The following is a 15,499-nucleotide window of genomic DNA, read 5'->3' as shown; positions in this document are numbered from 1 at the left end:
GAAATATATTGACATGCTGTACCTATACAGCGGTACAGTTGTGGTTATGATTTTTCGCCTGAATCCAGCTTCCGGTCACCCCCTCTATCTCCAGCTCATGGAACAGGTACGCCACGCCGTAGAAACCGGTGTCCTGCAGGATGGTGACCTCATGCCCGGCATTCGCACGCTGGCCGAGCAACTCATTGTGAGCCACAACACCGTCGCCAGGGCTTACATGGAGCTGCAGCACGAAGGCCTCCTCGAGCTTCGTCACGGCTCTGGCGCATATATCTCTACACCTCGCAATGCCAGATCACGCACCGGCAAACTCCTCAAGGCACAGGCGAAGGTGCGCGGCGTAGTCGATGACCTGCACGAAGACGGCTTCTCTCCAGACGAAATCCGCCGGCTCTTTGAGAACCAGCTCATCCACATCGCAGCAACAGCGAGGAACTCATGATTCCAGAGAGAGTCATTCAGGCATCGAATCTCACAAAAGACTACGGCTCGTTCCGCGCCGTCAACTGCTTGAACTGCAGTGTGCGCTCCGAGCGCATCACCGGTTTCCTCGGTCGCAACGGCGCAGGCAAAAGCTCAACCATCAAGATGCTCCTCGGCATGGTCGCACCCACCTCGGGCAGCGGCACTGTTCTCGGTCATCGCATCAGCGATCCTCGCGAGAGCATCGAGATACGCCGAAAAATTGCATACGTCGGCGAAGACAAAGGACTCTACGGCTACATGACCGTGGCACAACTGATCCGGTTTACGCGCTCCTTCTACACAGACTGGCAACCCGCCATTGAAAAGAAATTGCTCGCAGAATATCGCCTGCCCTCAGACCGTAAAGTTAAAGCCCTCTCCAAGGGCATGCGTACCAAGCTGGCGCTACTGCTCGCCCTCTCGCGACGCCCCAGCCTGCTGATCCTCGATGAACCCACCGAAGGTCTCGACCCCGTCTCCATCGAAGAGCTTCTTCAAACATTGGTCAGCGCGCCCGCCAACGGCACGACCGTCTTCTTCTCATCGCATCAGCTCTCCGAGGTCGAACGCATCGCCGACGACATCCTCATGATCGACCGCGGCGTCACCGTCCTCGACATGTCGCTCGAACAGATACGCGAGAACTACCGCCGCATCTCCCTGGGCTTCTCCACCACCGCGCCAACGCTCGAGCCGCTTCTCGGTGTCGAAAAAATGCGTCAGGATGGCCGCCAGATCACCATCCTCGCCAGCAGCAACGCCGACGCCATCGCACAGCTCGGCCGCGAGCGCGGTGCCGTCGCCGTCGATATCTCGCCCATCAACCTGCGCGAGATCTTCCTCGAGACCGTTCAGGACAGAAACCGCCAGGACCAGCAACTGCACCGGGAGCATGAAGATGCTCTGGTATAAATCCTGGCGCGAGATGAGAACCGTCATCCTCGCCGGCATGGCGGCAATGGCCATCGTCTGCGCTTTCATCGTCATCAATCAGCAGACGATGCGTGACCACGCCGACGCTCCGATAACCTACGTCGCCTACATCTGGAAAGCCGTCTACAACAGCATCGGTCGCGATCTCTTCCTTATCCTCTCCATCATCCTCGGCAGCGGCGGCCTGCTTCAGGAGCGCGCGCACGGCACTGCGGGCTTCACTCTTGCCCTTCCCGTCAGCCGAAGGAATATCGTCTTCACCCGAGCACTCATCGGCTACTTCGGAGTCATCGCCATCGCTGCCGTCCCCATCGCCGTTCTACCGCTAGCCTCCCACTACATTGGCCAGGTGTATCCCGTCGCACAAACGCTCGGCTTCGCCACCCTGTGGGCTGCCGCAGGAGCTCTCTTCTACGGCTTCACCTTCCTCCTCGCACATCACCTCGAAGGGGAGTACACCTCGGTGCTTCTCGCCGTCCCCTCGCTCATGCTCTACGGCGTGCTTTTGCAACTGCCCTGGCTCTCCCGCTTCCGCATGCTTGATATCTTCGACATCATCAACGGAGAAGACATGCCCTTCTTCAACGAGTCCCAGCACCTGCTCACAGGCCCCATGCCATGGTTCTCGCTCTTCGTCATGGTGCTCTTCAGCTTTACCTTCGTTGTATTCGCCTCGCGGCGCATACAGCTGCGAGATTTTTAGGAGATGACGATGCTCTGGTACAAAGCGTGGCGTGAAAGCCGAGTACGATTCCTTCTCAGCGCTTCACTGATCGCTGTCATGTGTCTCGTCTACACGCTTCTCGAAAGCTATCTCTATCCAGGAGTCGTCCACAGCACGCCACGCGTCCAGAACTATACCCAATATATCCACTGGACCGTCTTCGGCGGAGCTACACGCGGAATCTTACAGCTAAGCTGCCTCCTCCTCGGCCTCGGCGGACTTCAGCGCGATCGCAAGCAGAACACCCTCGGCTTCACCCTCGCACTACCCGTCAGCCGCACCAGCCTGGTCGTCTCACGCGCCACCCTCGGCCTTCTGCAGATCCTCGTTCTATCGTTGATTCCGCCCTTCGTCATCACCGCCGCATCGCACCTCGTCCACCAGCAACTTCCTCTCGCCTACGGGTTGCGCTTTGTCCCGCTCTGGGCGGTCGGCGGAATCTTCACCTTTGCGATCTCGTTCCTCGCCTCCATCATCTTCACCAGCGAGTACGTCTCGCTCGCGGTCGCCTACATCACCTACATCTTCTACCTCGCGGGAGCGCGTTATCCTCGCCTCCGCCCGTACCATCTCCACGTCGCCGACTTCATGAGTGGCCTCCTCCCCCGATACCTTGACACCCACACTATGCTCTGGGGACCCGCCTACGCCCTCACACCCATCTTCGGCTTCTTTACCGCCGCATTGATCCTGCTATCTATCGGCGCCTTCGTCACCTCGCGTCAGGATCTGTAGCAACTCCGACGAATGACGCAGGGGAGCTTCTAACTCTGGTCCAGCAGCTCCCGCACCGTCTCCCCCAGTACCGGATGCACCCACTCGCCCGCGATCTCACTCAGCGGCTCCAGTACGAACCGCCGCTGATGCATCTCCGGATGCGGCAGCGTGAGCTCCGCCGTGCTTGCCACCTTGCTGCCATACAGCAGCAGGTCGAGATCGACCACCCGCGGTCCCTTCGCAATCACACGCTCGCGGCCCATCGCCCGCTCGATCTCCATCATGCCTTGCAGCAGGTCTTCTGCAGACAGCGACGTCTCCAGCACCACCGCGCCATTCAGAAACCGCGGCTGTTCCACATATCCCACCGGCTCCGTATCGTAAAAGCGCGAGACCGCCGTCACCTTACCCAGCGCACCCAGCCGCCGCACCGCTTCGCGCAGATTCGCCTCGCGATCGCCATACGGCGAAGCAAGATTCGACCCCAGCGCAATCGCCGCCTTCTCCTTAAACAAACCCGTCATCAGATGAGCATAAAGAAAACCAATGCGCACCGGAGCCCGTACGCAACCAAAGAAGGTGTCATTCCGAGCGGAGCCGAGGACCGGGGTCCCCAGCGAGCTTGCTCGTTGGGGTGAAAGCAACCCCCGCATTTCTCATCCCAGCCACAGCATCATCAGGATCAGGTGCCCCATATCTGGCACCTTCATTTGCCGGATGTGCGCTTCGCAGAATGTCTCAGGAAACCCTAAACCGTAACGGGCTGCATACTCACCGAAGCCCGCGCCGTCTCCGGCTCATGCACTTCATCATGCACATGCGCCAGCTCCCACGCGCTGCGATCCTTCAGCAATCGCTGCACCAGGGCCGTATGCATCGCATGTCCCGCGCGCTCCGCCACCACGCGGCCTTCGATCCTGCGTCCCGCCAGGGCAAGATCGCCGATCAGGTCCAGCACCTTGTGCCGCACAAATTCATCGTCAAAGCGCAGCGGACCATTCTCCACGCCCTTGCGCGAAAGAATAATTGCGCTGTCGTCCGAAACGCCGCGGATCAATCCCATGTTCCGCAACATCGCCTCGTCTTCCTTAAACCCAAACGTACGCGCCGGAGCAATCAGCCGCGCATAATCGCCCGTCGCCAGGTCGCCGCGAAATCCCTCCACGCCAATCGGCTCCGGAAAATCAATCATGTAGTCGATCTGGTAGCCCTTGCCCGGATACACGCCGATAAACTTCGCACCGTCGCGCACCTCAACATCTTTGAGGATGCGCATGTACTCACGCCGACGCCGCTGCTGCTTCAGCCCTGTTTCTTCAAACGCGCGAATATACGGCAGCGCACTGCCATCCAGAATTGGCACTTCAAGGTTGTTGATTTCGACGATGACGTTATCGACCCCATAGCCAATCAGCGCGCTCAACAGATGCTCCGTCGTCGAGATCAGCACCGACCCGCGCATCAGGCTCGTCGCGTAACTCACCTTCGCCACGTTCCGCCCCGTCGCCGTAATCTCGAAGTTGTCCAGATCGGTCCTGCGAAAGACGATGCCCGAACCAGCCGGAGCCGGAACCAACCGCATCGACACCGGAGCCCCCGAGTGCAGCCCTACTCCACTGAACTCAATCGCCGACCGGATTGTGCATTCCAGGTGCACCTGCGATCTCACGAAGCTAAACTCTCCGAACCAAGGGTCTCCGTCAAAGCAACTCCAAAAGCTCACAACACCATAGCGGAACTGCTCTAAAATTCCAGCTACTAGGTTACAGACGGGTCAACTCTTTTTTGTGTTGCAATTTAGACACACTTTCGTCTTTCATTCGTCCTGTAAACCACGACAAATCAGGCATCTAGTGAGACTTAGCATGGACTTCGCCCAACTCCTCGCCCGTACCCAGCAGGAAACCCCCTGGCTCCTCGAACACCTCCGCGAGCTCGTCCTCGTCGAAAGCCCCAGCGAAGACCCCGCCGCCGTCAACGCCGCCCAACAGCTCACCGCAACCTGGGCCGAAGCCCTCGGAGCCCGCGTCAAACGCCACCGGCAGAAAGGGAGAGTGTCATTCCGAGCGAGCCAAAAAGGCAACGAAGAAGTGTCATTCCGAGCGAAGCGCAGCAAAGCCGAGGAACCCCCGCATTCTGCCCATGCCACCACAGACGCTCCCTTCGGCGACGTCTACGAACTCCGCTTCGGCCCGCAGCGATCCAGACAGAAACCCATCCTTCTGCTCTCGCACCTTGACACCGTCTGGCCCCACGGCACCCTCCGCTCCATGCCCTGGCGCGAAGACGCCGGCAAAATCTACGGCCCCGGCACACTCGACATGAAGGCCGGAGTCGTCATGGCCCTCACCGCCATCTCCGTCCTCCAGAAACTCTCCCTCCTCCGCCGCCCCGTCACCCTGCTCATCAACTCCGAAGAAGAGGTCGGCTCGCCCATCTCGCGTCCCATCACCGAAAAACTCGCGCGCGAATCCTCCGCCGTCTTCGTCCTCGAACCCGCCCAAATTCTCGATAGCAAAACCGCCGCCCTCAAGACCTCGCGCAAAGGCATCGGCAACTATCGCGTCCACGTCACCGGCATCGGCGCACACTCCGGCGTCGATTTCCAGCGCGGCCACTCCGCCGTCCTCGAGCTCGCCCGCCAGATCGAAAAGATCGCCGCCTTCACCGACCTCCGCCGCGGACTCACCGTCAACCCCGGCGTCATCGCCGGAGGCACCCGCTCCAACGTCATCGCCGCCGAAGCCTACGTCGAAATCGACGTCCGTATCGCTCGCGCCTCCGACGCACAAAAAGTCGACCGCTTCTTCTCGTCCCTCAAGCCCTTCGACAAAGCCTGCAAGCTCACCGTCACCGGAGGCATCAACCGCCCGCCCATGGAGCGCAAGCCCGGCACCGTCGCCCTCTTCAAGCAGGCCAAAAAACTAGCCGCCGAGCTCGGCTTCCCCCTCGAAGAGGCCGGAACCGGCGGAGGTTCCGACGGCAACTTCACCGCCGCCCTCGGCATCCCCACCCTCGACGGCATGGGAGCCGTAGGCACCGGAGCCCACGCCGCCCACGAGCACATCGAAATCCAGCACCTCGCTCCACGCACCGCGCTGCTCGCAGCCATGATCGCCACCGTGGATTAGTTGTCAGTTGCAGGTTGTCTGCGTTTTGAAGGTGTCATTCCGAGCCAAGCGAGGAACCCCCGCATTTCGCCCGCACCGCCATGGGGATCCGGCGAATGGAACGGATGCTTCCCCTACGACGTAAAGGTACAAAGACTGTAATTCCAAACATGAGGCACCTCATGCCGTTATGCCGCCTGGCAGCTCTTTATTGCATTCTTCTGGGAGCGATCTCACCCGTTCTCGCCCAAAACTACGCCGCTGTAAAGTTCCAGGTAAAGCCCGGCCCACACGCCGTCGGCGTGAAGCTCGTCGAGCAGTACGACCGCACACGCAACTTCGGCACAGATCAAGCTCAGGCAGAACACCCTCGCCCTGTGCAGACGGTTATCTGGTATCCCGCGCAGAAAAGCGATCAACCCACGATGACCATGCGGGACTATCTCGCAATGATCGAAACCGAAACCACCTTCGGCAAACCCACACGAACAAAAGACACGGAACGCCTGCAGGAATGGTTTCAAAAGGCCTCAGGACAAGTCATGTCAGCCGTCCGTGACGCGCATTTTGAAGATGGCCACTTTCCCGTCGTCATCTACTCTCCTAGCTTCAGCTCTGGGACATGGCAGAATGCCGACCTGTGCGAATACCTCGCAAGCCACGGTTATGTTGTGATCTCAAGTCCGGCCATGGGAGCGAACTCACGTGAATCCACTCACGATCTTCAAGGCGTCGATGCTCAGGCTAAAGACATCATCTTCCTGATCAACTACGCAGCCACGCTTCCGGACACCGATAGGACGAAGGTAGCCGCCATAGGCTTCAGCTGGGGAGGACTCGCCAATCTCTTCGCCGCTTCCCGCGATCCGCGCATCAAGGCACTCGTCTCACTCGACGGCAGCGAGCGCTATTTCCCCGGCCTGGTTCAAGCCTCCGGAACCGTCCACCCGGACCAGATGACAATTCCCCTGATCTACTTCGAGGAAGGCGATCAATCCCTCGAAGATCAGGACAAGCTCAACAGCCGCTTTCACGCCGAAGGGCCAAACGTTCTCAATCAGTGGCTTCACGGCGACCTGATCACCGTGCACATGCTGGGCCTCTTCCATCCCGAGTTCTACTCCAACGCCTATCGCAACGAAGAGCTTTGGGAGAAGGAACTCACCAACCTGCAGGTCGCAGACTACGACTATGCCGACGGCGTAGTCGCCTTCTCCTGGGTCATGCAATACACGCAGGCCTTCCTCGACTTCTACCTGAAGCACGATACTCAGGCCGGAACCTTCCTGAAGGCTTCACCGAGCGTCAACGGCGTCCCCAGACATACCATGTCTGTAAAAGTCCGCACAGCTGCTCCTGCATCGAATCCTGGAGCCGCGAGACCCAACTAGCCCCGCAGAGACAACCTGGCGGATGCATTCGACGCAACGAACAAGCTCATCGCTATCGTATCGGCTCATACCGCATCGCCACTGCGCCCGAGCCGAACTCCTTCCGGCTCACGAGCCTCAAAGGAACAGGCTTCGATAGCCCTGCGAACAACGTCGGCCCATGTCCCGCCAGCCTGGGCTGCACCATGAACTCGTACTCGTCGATCAATCCCAGCTCCGCCAACGCCTGCGCAAGCTTCACGCCTCCCACAAACAGTCCTTTGCCCGGCTCCCGCTTCAGTTGCAGAACAGCCTTCTCCAGGTCACCGCGCACCAGCTCCGCGTTCCAATCGACCCGGTCCAGCGTGCTCGACACAACATACTTCTTCGCCGCATCGATCGTCCGGGCAAAGGGCTCCATCCATTCAGGCCTCGCTCCCGCCGGCGCCGGCTGCCGCCACGCCGCCTCCATCATCTCGTAAGTCACCCGGCCAAAAAGAAGAGCATCCGCCTGCTTCAAATTTTCGCCCGCATGACGATGCAGTTCTTCGTCCGGAACGATGGCTCGATGATCACAGCACCCATCCAACGTGATGTTGATGGAATACCGAAGGGGTCGCATGCCGCAAGACTACCGCCGTTGCGATCGACGAACAACTTTGGCAGCCAAACTGTCATGCCGAGCACAGCACTCCAAGCGACGCAGTCGAGCCCCTATTCCCCCCAGACAACCACAGAGCCAGCAACCATCTACCCCAAATCACAAAATCTCCGAACGCAACGCGACCCCACGCGTCTGTGCTGTAGAACACTCTCTATGGCATCGTTCGAGGAAAGCCTGGCATTGCTGTCGTCCATCAAGAGCGCCGAGTCGGAAGCTGACCTCACCGCTCTCGTCGAGACCCACTCTGCCCTCCTCTTCCGCGTCGCCCACTCCCTCCTCCGCTCCCCCGCCGAAGCCGAAGACGTCGTCCAGGACACCTTCCTCCGCGTCCTCCAGCGCCCCTCCGCTCTGCCCGCCATCCGCGACACCCGCGTCTGGCTCGTCCGCATCACCTGGAATCTCGCCCTCGACCGCCTGCGCCGCCGCAAGTCACGCCCCACCGACTCCGTATTCATCGACTCCCTCATCGCCCCCGGTCTTCCCGCCGACCGCTCCCTCGACGAGCGCCGCCACATGCTCGCCGCACTCGACGAGATCGAACGCCTCCCAAAACTCGAACGCCAGACCCTCCTCCTCTCCTCCATCGACGAGCTCGACACAGCAGAGATCGCCGCCATCACCGGCCGTTCCCCAGCCGCTGTCCGCGGACTCCTCTTCCGCGCACGCACCCGCCTGCGCGCCCGACTCGAGAAAGCAGGCTACCGATGACTCAGGATCGCAATCCAGATCACACGATCGACCGTGTCCTCCACGCCCTCACCCAGGCCGCGCCTCCCTACGGCCTGGAGCGGCGCATCCTCAACACTCTCGATGCTGCAACCGAAGGCGTCGTTCCGAGCGAGTCGGACGCTCGCCGAGGAACCGCGTCCCCGGCGAACTGGTTCGCTGGGCGAAGAAGAACCCCCGCATTTCACACTGCCAGCTCAGCCACACCTCGCTGGCGCTGGATACCGCTCACCTGCGCCGTCGCCCTCGCCCTCGTGATCCCCATCATTGCGACTCGCCGCCACCAACCCACAACAACACCCACGGTGCAAGCGCCTCCAACCCCGCTTACGAACGACACATCGCAACCCCGCATCGCAGCAGCAACCATCACCACCCACACGCCTATGCTGCAACCGCACACAGCACCACCACCGCGTCTCACGCAGACAAATCGCATCGCAGACTCGCAGCCTGAAGCCACCGCTCTCATCAGCCACCCCGCGCCCCCTCTCCCGCTCACCGAGCAGGAAAAGCTCCTGATCCGCTTCGCCCGCCACGGCAATCCGAACGACCTCGTCGAGATTACCGCCGAGCGCAAAGCCGCCCGCGAGCAGCAGGAAGCCGCCGATTTCACCGCATTCTTTGCCCCGCCCCCGCCACCCCCAACCATTGGAGAAAGTGAATGACATTCCCACGCACCTCGCACTCGAGCAGACTCGCCATCGCCTTCGCGCTCACCTCGGCTCTCCCACTCACCGCCGCAGCCCAGGCACCTACCGAGCCCCCCAGGCTCGCCCCTCAATCAGCGCCCTGCAAATCGCAGCTCCCCAGCGGCCCCACCATCCTGCGCACCTTCTTTCTCAAGAGCAGCTCCCAGGCCGACCAGAATGAAGTCCTCACCGCATTGCGCAACATTCTCGATCCGCGCGCCAAAATCACCCTGGTTCCCTCTCAAAGTGCCATCGTCATCGACACCACAGCCGACCAGATAGAGAAGGTCGAAAAAATCCTCAACGATCTCGACCGCCGCCACCAGACCTATCGCCTCACCTACACCCTCATCGACTTCGACGGAACCAAACGCATCGGCGACCAGCACTACAGCATGGTCCTCTTCCCCGGCCAGCGAACCACCCTTAAGCAGGGCAACAAGGTACCTGTCGTCACCGGGATTGATCTCAAAAATTCCACCAATCCGCAATCGCAAGTCGCGTACATCGACGTAGGCATGAGCTTCGACGCCACTCTCGATGACGCATCGCCGAATAACATCCGTCTCAGAGCCAAGGTCGAACAATCCAGCGTCGTCGAAGCCTCAGCTACTGCACAAGACCCCGTCCTCCGCCAGGCCGTCTACGAGGGCATTTCCACTCTCACCCCTGGCAAACCCCTTACCATCGGCTCGCTTGACACCGCCGGCACCACGCGCCGCACCGAAATCCAGGCCACCGTCGAACCCATCACGAACTAAGGGTGGATGAATATACGAAGGGTCATTCCGAGCGAAGCGAAGAACCCCCGCATTCGTTCGCAGCGCCGCAACTGCCGACTCAACCCCAGGTCTCGACTCCAGACCTGGGGGTCACCGCAATCCACGTGGAATCGTTCTCAATCCTTCGCAGACCCCGCAGCATCTATCTCATATTCACTCTGCACCAGGCCACCCTCATAGCTCCGCGTCTCCACATGGCGAAGAGGAATATCGCGAGGCACCGCACCAAACAGCGGAATCCCCGCTCCAATCAAAACCGGCACACGCGTAATCACCAACCGGTCGATCAACCCCGCGGCCAGAAATCGCTGAATCGTGATGCCGCCATCGATATACGCATGCTTGAAGCCGCGCGCCCTGAGCCGCGCCGCAATCTCCGCCGGCTCCCCCGCCATCTGCTCAATAACCCCATCCTTGGCGACAGAGAAATCCAGCGGCCCGCTGCTGCTCAAAACAACAACCTGCTTGCTGCCATAAAACCACTTGCCGAATCCCTGGACGATCTCATACGTCTTCCGCCCAAGCACCACCACATCCACACTTGCAAAGAACTCCTCAAAACCGTGCGGCTCCTGCCCACCCGCCTCCAGAAAATCCAGCGCACCGTCCGGACGAGCAAGAAACCCATCCACACTCACCCCACAAAAAACCGAGAGCTTCATGAGCGCACTCCGTACCTCGACCAGATTTTCAATAAATTGCGAAGTTAATCTCGAACCGGCAAACAGTTGCCCCTAAACAAAGACAGAACCCAGGAAAAGAGAAGAAGCTCGCAGAACCACCGGCCGCACCTGGTTGTTCGCTACTGCCGACAAGCCGACATATAGGGATTTGAGCAGATGGGTGCGATCTAATGCTTCAGTGGCCGGATGATCAGAGTCTCCCTAGGCGATTCCGGGCCAGATTTTAGGTAGAGTACTTTCCGCAACGAAAGGAAGCCGGGCGTCACGACATCCAGTTGGTAAACGCCCTCTGGGGGCTGTAGGCGTCCACAACCCCATTCATCGAGGTGTACTGTGATCGGCGTGCTGTTCTGCGGTTTGTTTCGTGGTGTCAGCGTGACAGTCGAGGAAGCTACGTAGCCTCCGGCGTCCCGTATGCATGCGGCGAACGTTGCCGCTCCCTGAACCTCCACGCAATTTGTGCAACTGGCTACATCTAAACGTATGTCCTTGACTTGGGCCTGTTCGGGTTCGATGTGCAAGCTAGCCGAAGCGATTCGGAAGGCCGGATATCGAGCAAGGACTGTATAGTCGCCGGCTTCTGCGGTGAACATATAGCATCCGTTTTCGTCGGCGACTTTATATTGCCGTTTGCCTGAGGAGGCCTTCAACACGACATCAGCTCTTGGAATCGGCGCTCCGGATTCGTCATCAATCTGACCGTAGACGATGCCAAGTTGCGGAAAATGCGCAGTTGTGACCCCACCCCTACATGCGTTGTGCGTAGGAGATAGGAACAAGCCTGTCGCGAATATGAGTAGATGTAGCACTGTTCCTTTCTACCTCACTCATAGCAATTTGATAAGTCCTCATAAACGCCCTTCTCACGCCGAATGCTTACGTGCAGCTTCTTCCATGAGAGTTCATTTACGGCAAAACCCCGAACCGCACTTCGGAAGAGCACAGCTTTTTTGAGCCTGCCTTGAGCGCAGTCGAATGAGTGTCAGAATCCAGCCGCCGCGAAGCGGCCACCGCTCTATCAAAGGCTCGGCCCCGACGAGCTCGTTGGGAGATATAGGAGATATATCGGAGGGAAGCCCGAAGCGCGCAACGCCCTGCCAACTGGAGCGAAAACGCCTGTCAAGCCCCCCAAAATCACAACTCCCTCATTCCAAAGCAAATAAACACACAAAAATCTGCCGATGAGTTTCCTTCACTTCGCTAAACTTAAATCAGCAAACAAAAAAGCCCCGGTCCAAAAGGACCGGGGCTAACTCGTTATAAATCAATATTTTTAGGCTCAACTCTTCTGTTTTGAATATTTTGCCCTGTGCAAATCGCACAAGCCAAACAAAACAAGGGCTTTACAAAGTCGTATAGGAGGGGGGTCACCCCAGGAAGAGCTTCTCCACATCCAGCCAGTCGTTCACGCGCCTGTACCCCTTTACGTCAATGTTATGCGGCGAAGTAAACAGGATGCCTTCGCCCTTAAAGCGGCGCAGCTGACGCGGATTGTCGTCGATCAGAAAATCGGCGTTCAGGATGCTCTTATCGCCGCAATACACAATATTCGCCGGCGAGATCGTAGGGAAGTACTTCGCCAGCCACCGAAACTTCTGCGCAAACGAAGCCGGAACCTCCATCGCTGCCGTGGCGATAAAAACCTCGTAGTTCTGCTGCAGCCGCTTGATCACACGTTGCGACTCCGGCATCACCGCCAGGTTCTCAAAAAAATCCTCCGACTGCAGATAGCCATACAGCGTCTCATGACGGTCGGCCGAAACCACCTCCCAAAGCTTCTTGCCCTGCAGGTCGGCCAACGTCAGCTGATCTTCATGATCGCGGTTATAACGCAGCAGATGCTCCCCAAGAGCATCTGCCATCACCTCGTCCATATCGATGGCAATTCGTTTCATAGCGAAGCTCGCACGATGGAGGCCGCAATACTCTCCTGACGCTCCGCTGGCTTCTTCTGCGGAGCATCGCGTGCGGGGTCCCAATAAAGAATGCGCCCGCAGGTCTCGCAGGTCAGCATCAGCTCATCGTTCGAGCGATCGCGCAGATCGTTCCAACGCTGCGGACGAACCAGCATCTGGCAAGCCGAGCACTTCTGGTCGACACCTTCCGACAGCGCCGTTCCGCGGCTCTTCGCAATGCGGTCGTACATCGAAAGCGAATTCTCACCAATCTGCGGACGCAAATCCGCGCGCTTCGCCTCCACCTCGGCCAGCAACGCACGATCGCGTTCCAGCGCCTCAGCCGTCTTCGCGCTCTCCTCGCCGTGCCTGCGCGTCAGGTTCGCGACGGTCTCTTCAGCCGAAGCCTTTTCCAGCTCCAGCGTCTCGGTGCGCTCCATGCTGGCCAGTTCTTCGTCCTCAAGCCGACTGACCTCGTTCTGCGCAAAAGCGATTTCGTGCTCAAGTGCCGCAGCCTGTGCCGTCGTGGTGACCACGTCCATCTGCTTCTGCAGCCGAGCAGCCTTCTGTTGATGGTCCTTGATGTCCAGTTCCTGACGGCGGCGCAGCGCGTCTTCCTTCGCCATGCCTTCGACAATGGCAGCCAGATGCTTTTTCGCAGCCTCACCTTCAGCAGCCAGCTTCTGCACGCGCCTGGGAAGCTCGGCGATCTCATCGTTCAGCCGCCGCGCCTCAATATCGAGGCTCTGCAGCACAATCATCTTTTCCAGATCCGGGTGCATCGGGGACCTTTGCTTTTTAGATTGGCCTGTGAAGGCGGTACCGCAACAGAAAGCTGCGGCGAAGACCGAAGTCTAGCACGGCCGCACGAGACGAACCAATTCTGGAACCGCCCGCCGTGGCCGCGCGTTGAGAAACCTGCATCCAATGAACGATAATGGCAGCATTGCATAGCGCTTGCGCGCGTGTACGGCCCGCGACGTTTAGCGCCTTTTTGCTCGGCTTGCCCTTTGGGGCATTCTCCCTTGATTCCATTCCCAAGGATTGGTGTGTGTTATGAAGCTGTGGAGCGATTACGAAGGAAGAACGATCGCCGAGGTGTATCCACTGAAGAAGCTGCTGCGCCCTGAGGGCCGGAGCGCCTTCTTTGTCACAACAAATGGAACAGGAACCGCCTCGCTTGTCCGCGTCATCGAGGCCCACTTCGATGAATCGGAGATTCTCGATCGCTGGCGGACCATCTCGGAGATCAAGCAGGAAAACCTGATCACGATGCGCAAGTTCGGCGAGACCGTGCTCGACGGTACACCGCTGGTCTACGCCGTGATGGAACCGACCGAAATTTCACTGGCTGAGCTGCTGGAGAACCGCACGCTCACCACAGACGAAGCCAAGCAACTTGCAGCCAGCCTGCTCTCTGCGCTGAAGGCCCTGCATGAGCGCGGATTTGTGCATGGCCAGGTTGAGCCCGCAAATATTCTGGCTGCCGGCGAGACCGTAAAACTGCGCAGCGACTGCGTGAAGCTCGCTGTCGACGATCCCGACGGCATCGGCCCGAACATCGCAGAGCAAAAAGCCGCAGACGTGCATGCCGTCTCCGTCGTTCTGCTGCAGGCTCTTACCGGACGCACCAGCCTGCAAGGCTCTGCAACACTGCTGCCCAGCCCATTCGACGGCATCATTCGCAACGGATTAAGTGGCCGCTGGGGACTGACGGAGATGACCGCCGCACTCGGGCCAGTCTCTCCCATACAGGTGGCGGAAGCTGTAGCGCAACCAGCCAAACCATCCGCGGCTCCTCAAACTCCGGTAAGGCCGGTCGAGCCTGCAGCCAAGGCTGAGCCTGTCGCATCCACGGAGGCGAACGCTCCGGCATCAACAGCCGTGCAGGAGAACCTTTTCGAGAAGCAGACCGCTGTACCAGGTTCTTCAACTCCCGTTGCGAAGCCGCCTGCCACAGCACCTGCTCCGGCAACAGCGACATCACCCAAAGCAGTTGCCGAGAGTCTGCCTGCAGAGAAGCCCGCGATCACACAAACACCCGATGTGCGGCACCGTATCGTAAAGTCAGTCGACGAAGCCGACCAGAAACGGAACCGCATGATCGTCGCCGGTATCGCTGCGCTGGTCCTGCTGGCCCTTCTGATCGGCTGGCGCATGGTGCGCAGCGAGCCGGGCACCAGCACGAACACTCCGGCGATAAAACCGGCAGCCACATCGAGCACACCCGATGCAACTGCAACTGCGCCAGCAGCGACCAAGCCTTCCGCAACCAAGCCGCTTTCAGCAAAAACCTCTGCCAACAATCGCGTAGCGGCAGTTCCTGCTTCACCCATTGCTGCAGCAGTCAACAATCAGGCAGCAGGCGGAAAGACGCAGTGGCGCGTTGTGGCCTTCACTTATAACCATGAAGATCAGGCACAGCACAAAGCAGAGACCCTTGCAAAGCAACATCCGTCGCTGAACGCAGAAGTCTTTTCGCCGACCGGACACGCTCCCTATTTGGTTACAGTTGGCGGACCGATGACGCGTGAGCAGGCCGAAGCCTTCAAACAGCAGGCACGCAATCAGGGACTTCCGCGCGATATCTACGCACAGAACTACTCGCATTAAATTAATGCGCTCTTCGACCGAACCCTCAGGCCGTACATGTTGTAAATCTATGTGCGGCCTGCACCTTTTTAAGTGCATCACGCGAAGAAACTCCGGAAGAAATTGAATCCGGTGAAATTTCCAGC

General features: G+C 59.2%; 17 protein-coding genes. 10 read left to right on the top strand and 7 right to left on the bottom strand.

What is annotated here, in order from left to right; all coding sequences use genetic code 11:
- The first annotated feature begins 46 nt into the window (after positions 1-46).
- The 4 genes from KFE13_RS11155 to KFE13_RS11140 are packed head-to-tail and all read left to right on the top strand — an operon-like array spanning position 47 to position 2,857.
- Entirely contained in the window at positions 47-442 is a 396-nt protein-coding gene (locus KFE13_RS11155) for a GntR family transcriptional regulator (protein ID WP_260703200.1), read from the top strand.
- Positions 439-1,377, top strand: a complete 939-nt coding sequence (locus tag KFE13_RS11150) for an ABC transporter ATP-binding protein (protein ID WP_260703199.1) — start codon at positions 439-441, stop codon at positions 1,375-1,377. Before KFE13_RS11155 ends, KFE13_RS11150 begins: the two co-directional genes overlap by 4 nt.
- The gene (locus tag KFE13_RS11145) at positions 1,364-2,101 is read left to right on the top strand and encodes a hypothetical protein (protein ID WP_260703198.1); all 738 of its coding nucleotides are present in this window, start codon (positions 1,364-1,366) and stop codon (positions 2,099-2,101) included. Before KFE13_RS11150 ends, KFE13_RS11145 begins: the two co-directional genes overlap by 14 nt.
- A gap of 9 nt (positions 2,102-2,110) precedes the next feature.
- Positions 2,111-2,857: a hypothetical protein gene (locus tag KFE13_RS11140; protein WP_260703197.1), complete on the top strand. Its 747-nt coding sequence runs from the start codon at positions 2,111-2,113 to the stop codon at positions 2,855-2,857.
- A 29-nt stretch (positions 2,858-2,886) separates the two neighbouring features.
- Here the strand turns inward: KFE13_RS11140 and folK are convergent, their stop codons facing one another.
- Together folK and lpxC are read right to left on the bottom strand one after the other, a co-directional pair.
- Positions 2,887-3,492, bottom strand: a complete 606-nt coding sequence (folK, locus tag KFE13_RS11135; RefSeq protein WP_313900638.1) for a 2-amino-4-hydroxy-6-hydroxymethyldihydropteridine diphosphokinase — start codon at positions 3,490-3,492, stop codon at positions 2,887-2,889.
- Positions 3,493-3,587: 95 nt separating this feature from the next.
- The gene (gene lpxC / locus KFE13_RS11130) at positions 3,588-4,508 is read right to left on the bottom strand and encodes a UDP-3-O-acyl-N-acetylglucosamine deacetylase (protein ID WP_260703196.1); all 921 of its coding nucleotides are present in this window, start codon (positions 4,506-4,508) and stop codon (positions 3,588-3,590) included.
- A 196-nt stretch (positions 4,509-4,704) separates the two neighbouring features.
- On the opposite strand from lpxC, the gene KFE13_RS11125 reads away from it, so the two are divergent.
- Positions 4,705-5,970: a M20 family metallopeptidase gene (locus tag KFE13_RS11125; RefSeq protein WP_260703195.1), complete on the top strand. Its 1,266-nt coding sequence runs from the start codon at positions 4,705-4,707 to the stop codon at positions 5,968-5,970.
- A 161-nt stretch (positions 5,971-6,131) separates the two neighbouring features.
- The gene (locus KFE13_RS11120; protein ID WP_260703194.1) at positions 6,132-7,340 is read left to right on the top strand and encodes a dienelactone hydrolase family protein; all 1,209 of its coding nucleotides are present in this window, start codon (positions 6,132-6,134) and stop codon (positions 7,338-7,340) included.
- Positions 7,341-7,392: 52 nt separating this feature from the next.
- On the opposite strand, the gene KFE13_RS11115 is transcribed toward KFE13_RS11120, so the two are convergent.
- Positions 7,393-7,941 carry a dihydrofolate reductase family protein gene (locus KFE13_RS11115; protein WP_260703193.1) on the bottom strand — a complete coding sequence of 183 codons (549 nt, stop codon included), beginning with the start codon at positions 7,939-7,941 and terminating at the stop codon, positions 7,393-7,395.
- Positions 7,942-8,136: 195 nt separating this feature from the next.
- Here KFE13_RS11115 and KFE13_RS11110 point away from each other — a divergent pair, with 195 nt between their 5' ends.
- The 3 genes from KFE13_RS11110 to KFE13_RS11100 are packed head-to-tail and all read left to right on the top strand — an operon-like array spanning position 8,137 to position 10,162.
- Positions 8,137-8,691, top strand: coding sequence for an RNA polymerase sigma factor (locus KFE13_RS11110; RefSeq protein WP_260703192.1), 555 nt, complete (start codon positions 8,137-8,139; stop codon positions 8,689-8,691).
- Positions 8,688-9,377: a hypothetical protein gene (locus KFE13_RS11105; RefSeq protein WP_260703191.1), complete on the top strand. Its 690-nt coding sequence runs from the start codon at positions 8,688-8,690 to the stop codon at positions 9,375-9,377. Before KFE13_RS11110 ends, KFE13_RS11105 begins: the two co-directional genes overlap by 4 nt.
- Positions 9,374-10,162, top strand: coding sequence for a hypothetical protein (locus KFE13_RS11100; protein WP_260703190.1), 789 nt, complete (start codon positions 9,374-9,376; stop codon positions 10,160-10,162). The genes KFE13_RS11105 and KFE13_RS11100 overlap by 4 nt, the downstream gene beginning before the upstream one ends.
- Positions 10,163-10,299: 137 nt before the next feature.
- On the opposite strand, the gene KFE13_RS11095 is transcribed toward KFE13_RS11100, so the two are convergent.
- The 4 genes from KFE13_RS11095 to KFE13_RS11085 all read right to left on the bottom strand — a co-directional run bounded on the left by KFE13_RS11095 (position 10,300) and on the right by KFE13_RS11085 (position 13,543).
- Entirely contained in the window at positions 10,300-10,845 is a 546-nt protein-coding gene (locus KFE13_RS11095) for a dihydrofolate reductase family protein (RefSeq protein WP_260703189.1), read from the bottom strand.
- Positions 10,846-11,033: 188 nt separating this feature from the next.
- On the bottom strand, positions 11,034-11,519 hold the full coding sequence (locus tag KFE13_RS18695; protein ID WP_390891556.1) for a hypothetical protein: 486 nt from the start codon (positions 11,517-11,519) through the stop codon (positions 11,034-11,036).
- A 714-nt stretch (positions 11,520-12,233) separates the two neighbouring features.
- The gene (locus KFE13_RS11090; protein ID WP_260703188.1) at positions 12,234-12,761 is read right to left on the bottom strand and encodes a 5' nucleotidase, NT5C type; all 528 of its coding nucleotides are present in this window, start codon (positions 12,759-12,761) and stop codon (positions 12,234-12,236) included.
- Positions 12,758-13,543, bottom strand: a complete 786-nt coding sequence (locus KFE13_RS11085; protein ID WP_260703187.1) for a zinc ribbon domain-containing protein — start codon at positions 13,541-13,543, stop codon at positions 12,758-12,760. Before KFE13_RS11085 ends, KFE13_RS11090 begins: the two co-directional genes overlap by 4 nt.
- Before the next feature lie 274 nt (positions 13,544-13,817).
- On the opposite strand from KFE13_RS11085, the gene KFE13_RS11080 reads away from it, so the two are divergent.
- On the top strand, positions 13,818-15,374 hold the full coding sequence (locus KFE13_RS11080) for a protein kinase domain-containing protein (protein WP_260703186.1): 1,557 nt from the start codon (positions 13,818-13,820) through the stop codon (positions 15,372-15,374).
- The last annotated feature ends 125 nt before the right edge of the window (positions 15,375-15,499 follow it).

Origin of the sequence: Edaphobacter flagellatus (genome assembly GCF_025264665.1) — a bacterium.
Lineage (GTDB): Bacteria > Acidobacteriota > Terriglobia > Terriglobales > Acidobacteriaceae > Edaphobacter > Edaphobacter flagellatus.
Note: the sequence above shows the minus strand (reverse complement) of the source record. Positions and strands in the feature narration are given on the sequence as shown.

What these genes read in the sequence shown, in the direction of transcription:
- KFE13_RS11105 (WP_260703191.1), top strand. Translation starts at nt 8,688, where the DNA reads ATGACTCAGGATCGCAATCCAGATCACACGATCGACCGTGTCCTCCAC.
- KFE13_RS11090 (WP_260703188.1), bottom strand. Translation starts at nt 12,761, where the DNA reads ATGAAACGAATTGCCATCGATATGGACGAGGTGATGGCAGATGCTCTT.
- KFE13_RS11120 (WP_260703194.1), top strand. Translation starts at nt 6,132, where the DNA reads ATGCCGTTATGCCGCCTGGCAGCTCTTTATTGCATTCTTCTGGGAGCG.
- KFE13_RS11155 (WP_260703200.1), top strand. Translation starts at nt 47, where the DNA reads ATGATTTTTCGCCTGAATCCAGCTTCCGGTCACCCCCTCTATCTCCAG.
- KFE13_RS11095 (WP_260703189.1), bottom strand. Translation starts at nt 10,845, where the DNA reads ATGAAGCTCTCGGTTTTTTGTGGGGTGAGTGTGGATGGGTTTCTTGCT.
- KFE13_RS11115 (WP_260703193.1), bottom strand. Translation starts at nt 7,941, where the DNA reads ATGCGACCCCTTCGGTATTCCATCAACATCACGTTGGATGGGTGCTGT.
- KFE13_RS11145 (WP_260703198.1), top strand. Translation starts at nt 1,364, where the DNA reads ATGCTCTGGTATAAATCCTGGCGCGAGATGAGAACCGTCATCCTCGCC.
- KFE13_RS11085 (WP_260703187.1), bottom strand. Translation starts at nt 13,543, where the DNA reads ATGCACCCGGATCTGGAAAAGATGATTGTGCTGCAGAGCCTCGATATT.
- KFE13_RS11150 (WP_260703199.1), top strand. Translation starts at nt 439, where the DNA reads ATGATTCCAGAGAGAGTCATTCAGGCATCGAATCTCACAAAAGACTAC.
- folK (WP_313900638.1), bottom strand. Translation starts at nt 3,492, where the DNA reads ATGCGGGGGTTGCTTTCACCCCAACGAGCAAGCTCGCTGGGGACCCCG.
- KFE13_RS11125 (WP_260703195.1), top strand. Translation starts at nt 4,705, where the DNA reads ATGGACTTCGCCCAACTCCTCGCCCGTACCCAGCAGGAAACCCCCTGG.
- KFE13_RS11100 (WP_260703190.1), top strand. Translation starts at nt 9,374, where the DNA reads ATGACATTCCCACGCACCTCGCACTCGAGCAGACTCGCCATCGCCTTC.
- KFE13_RS11110 (WP_260703192.1), top strand. Translation starts at nt 8,137, where the DNA reads ATGGCATCGTTCGAGGAAAGCCTGGCATTGCTGTCGTCCATCAAGAGC.
- KFE13_RS11080 (WP_260703186.1), top strand. Translation starts at nt 13,818, where the DNA reads ATGAAGCTGTGGAGCGATTACGAAGGAAGAACGATCGCCGAGGTGTAT.
- KFE13_RS11140 (WP_260703197.1), top strand. Translation starts at nt 2,111, where the DNA reads ATGCTCTGGTACAAAGCGTGGCGTGAAAGCCGAGTACGATTCCTTCTC.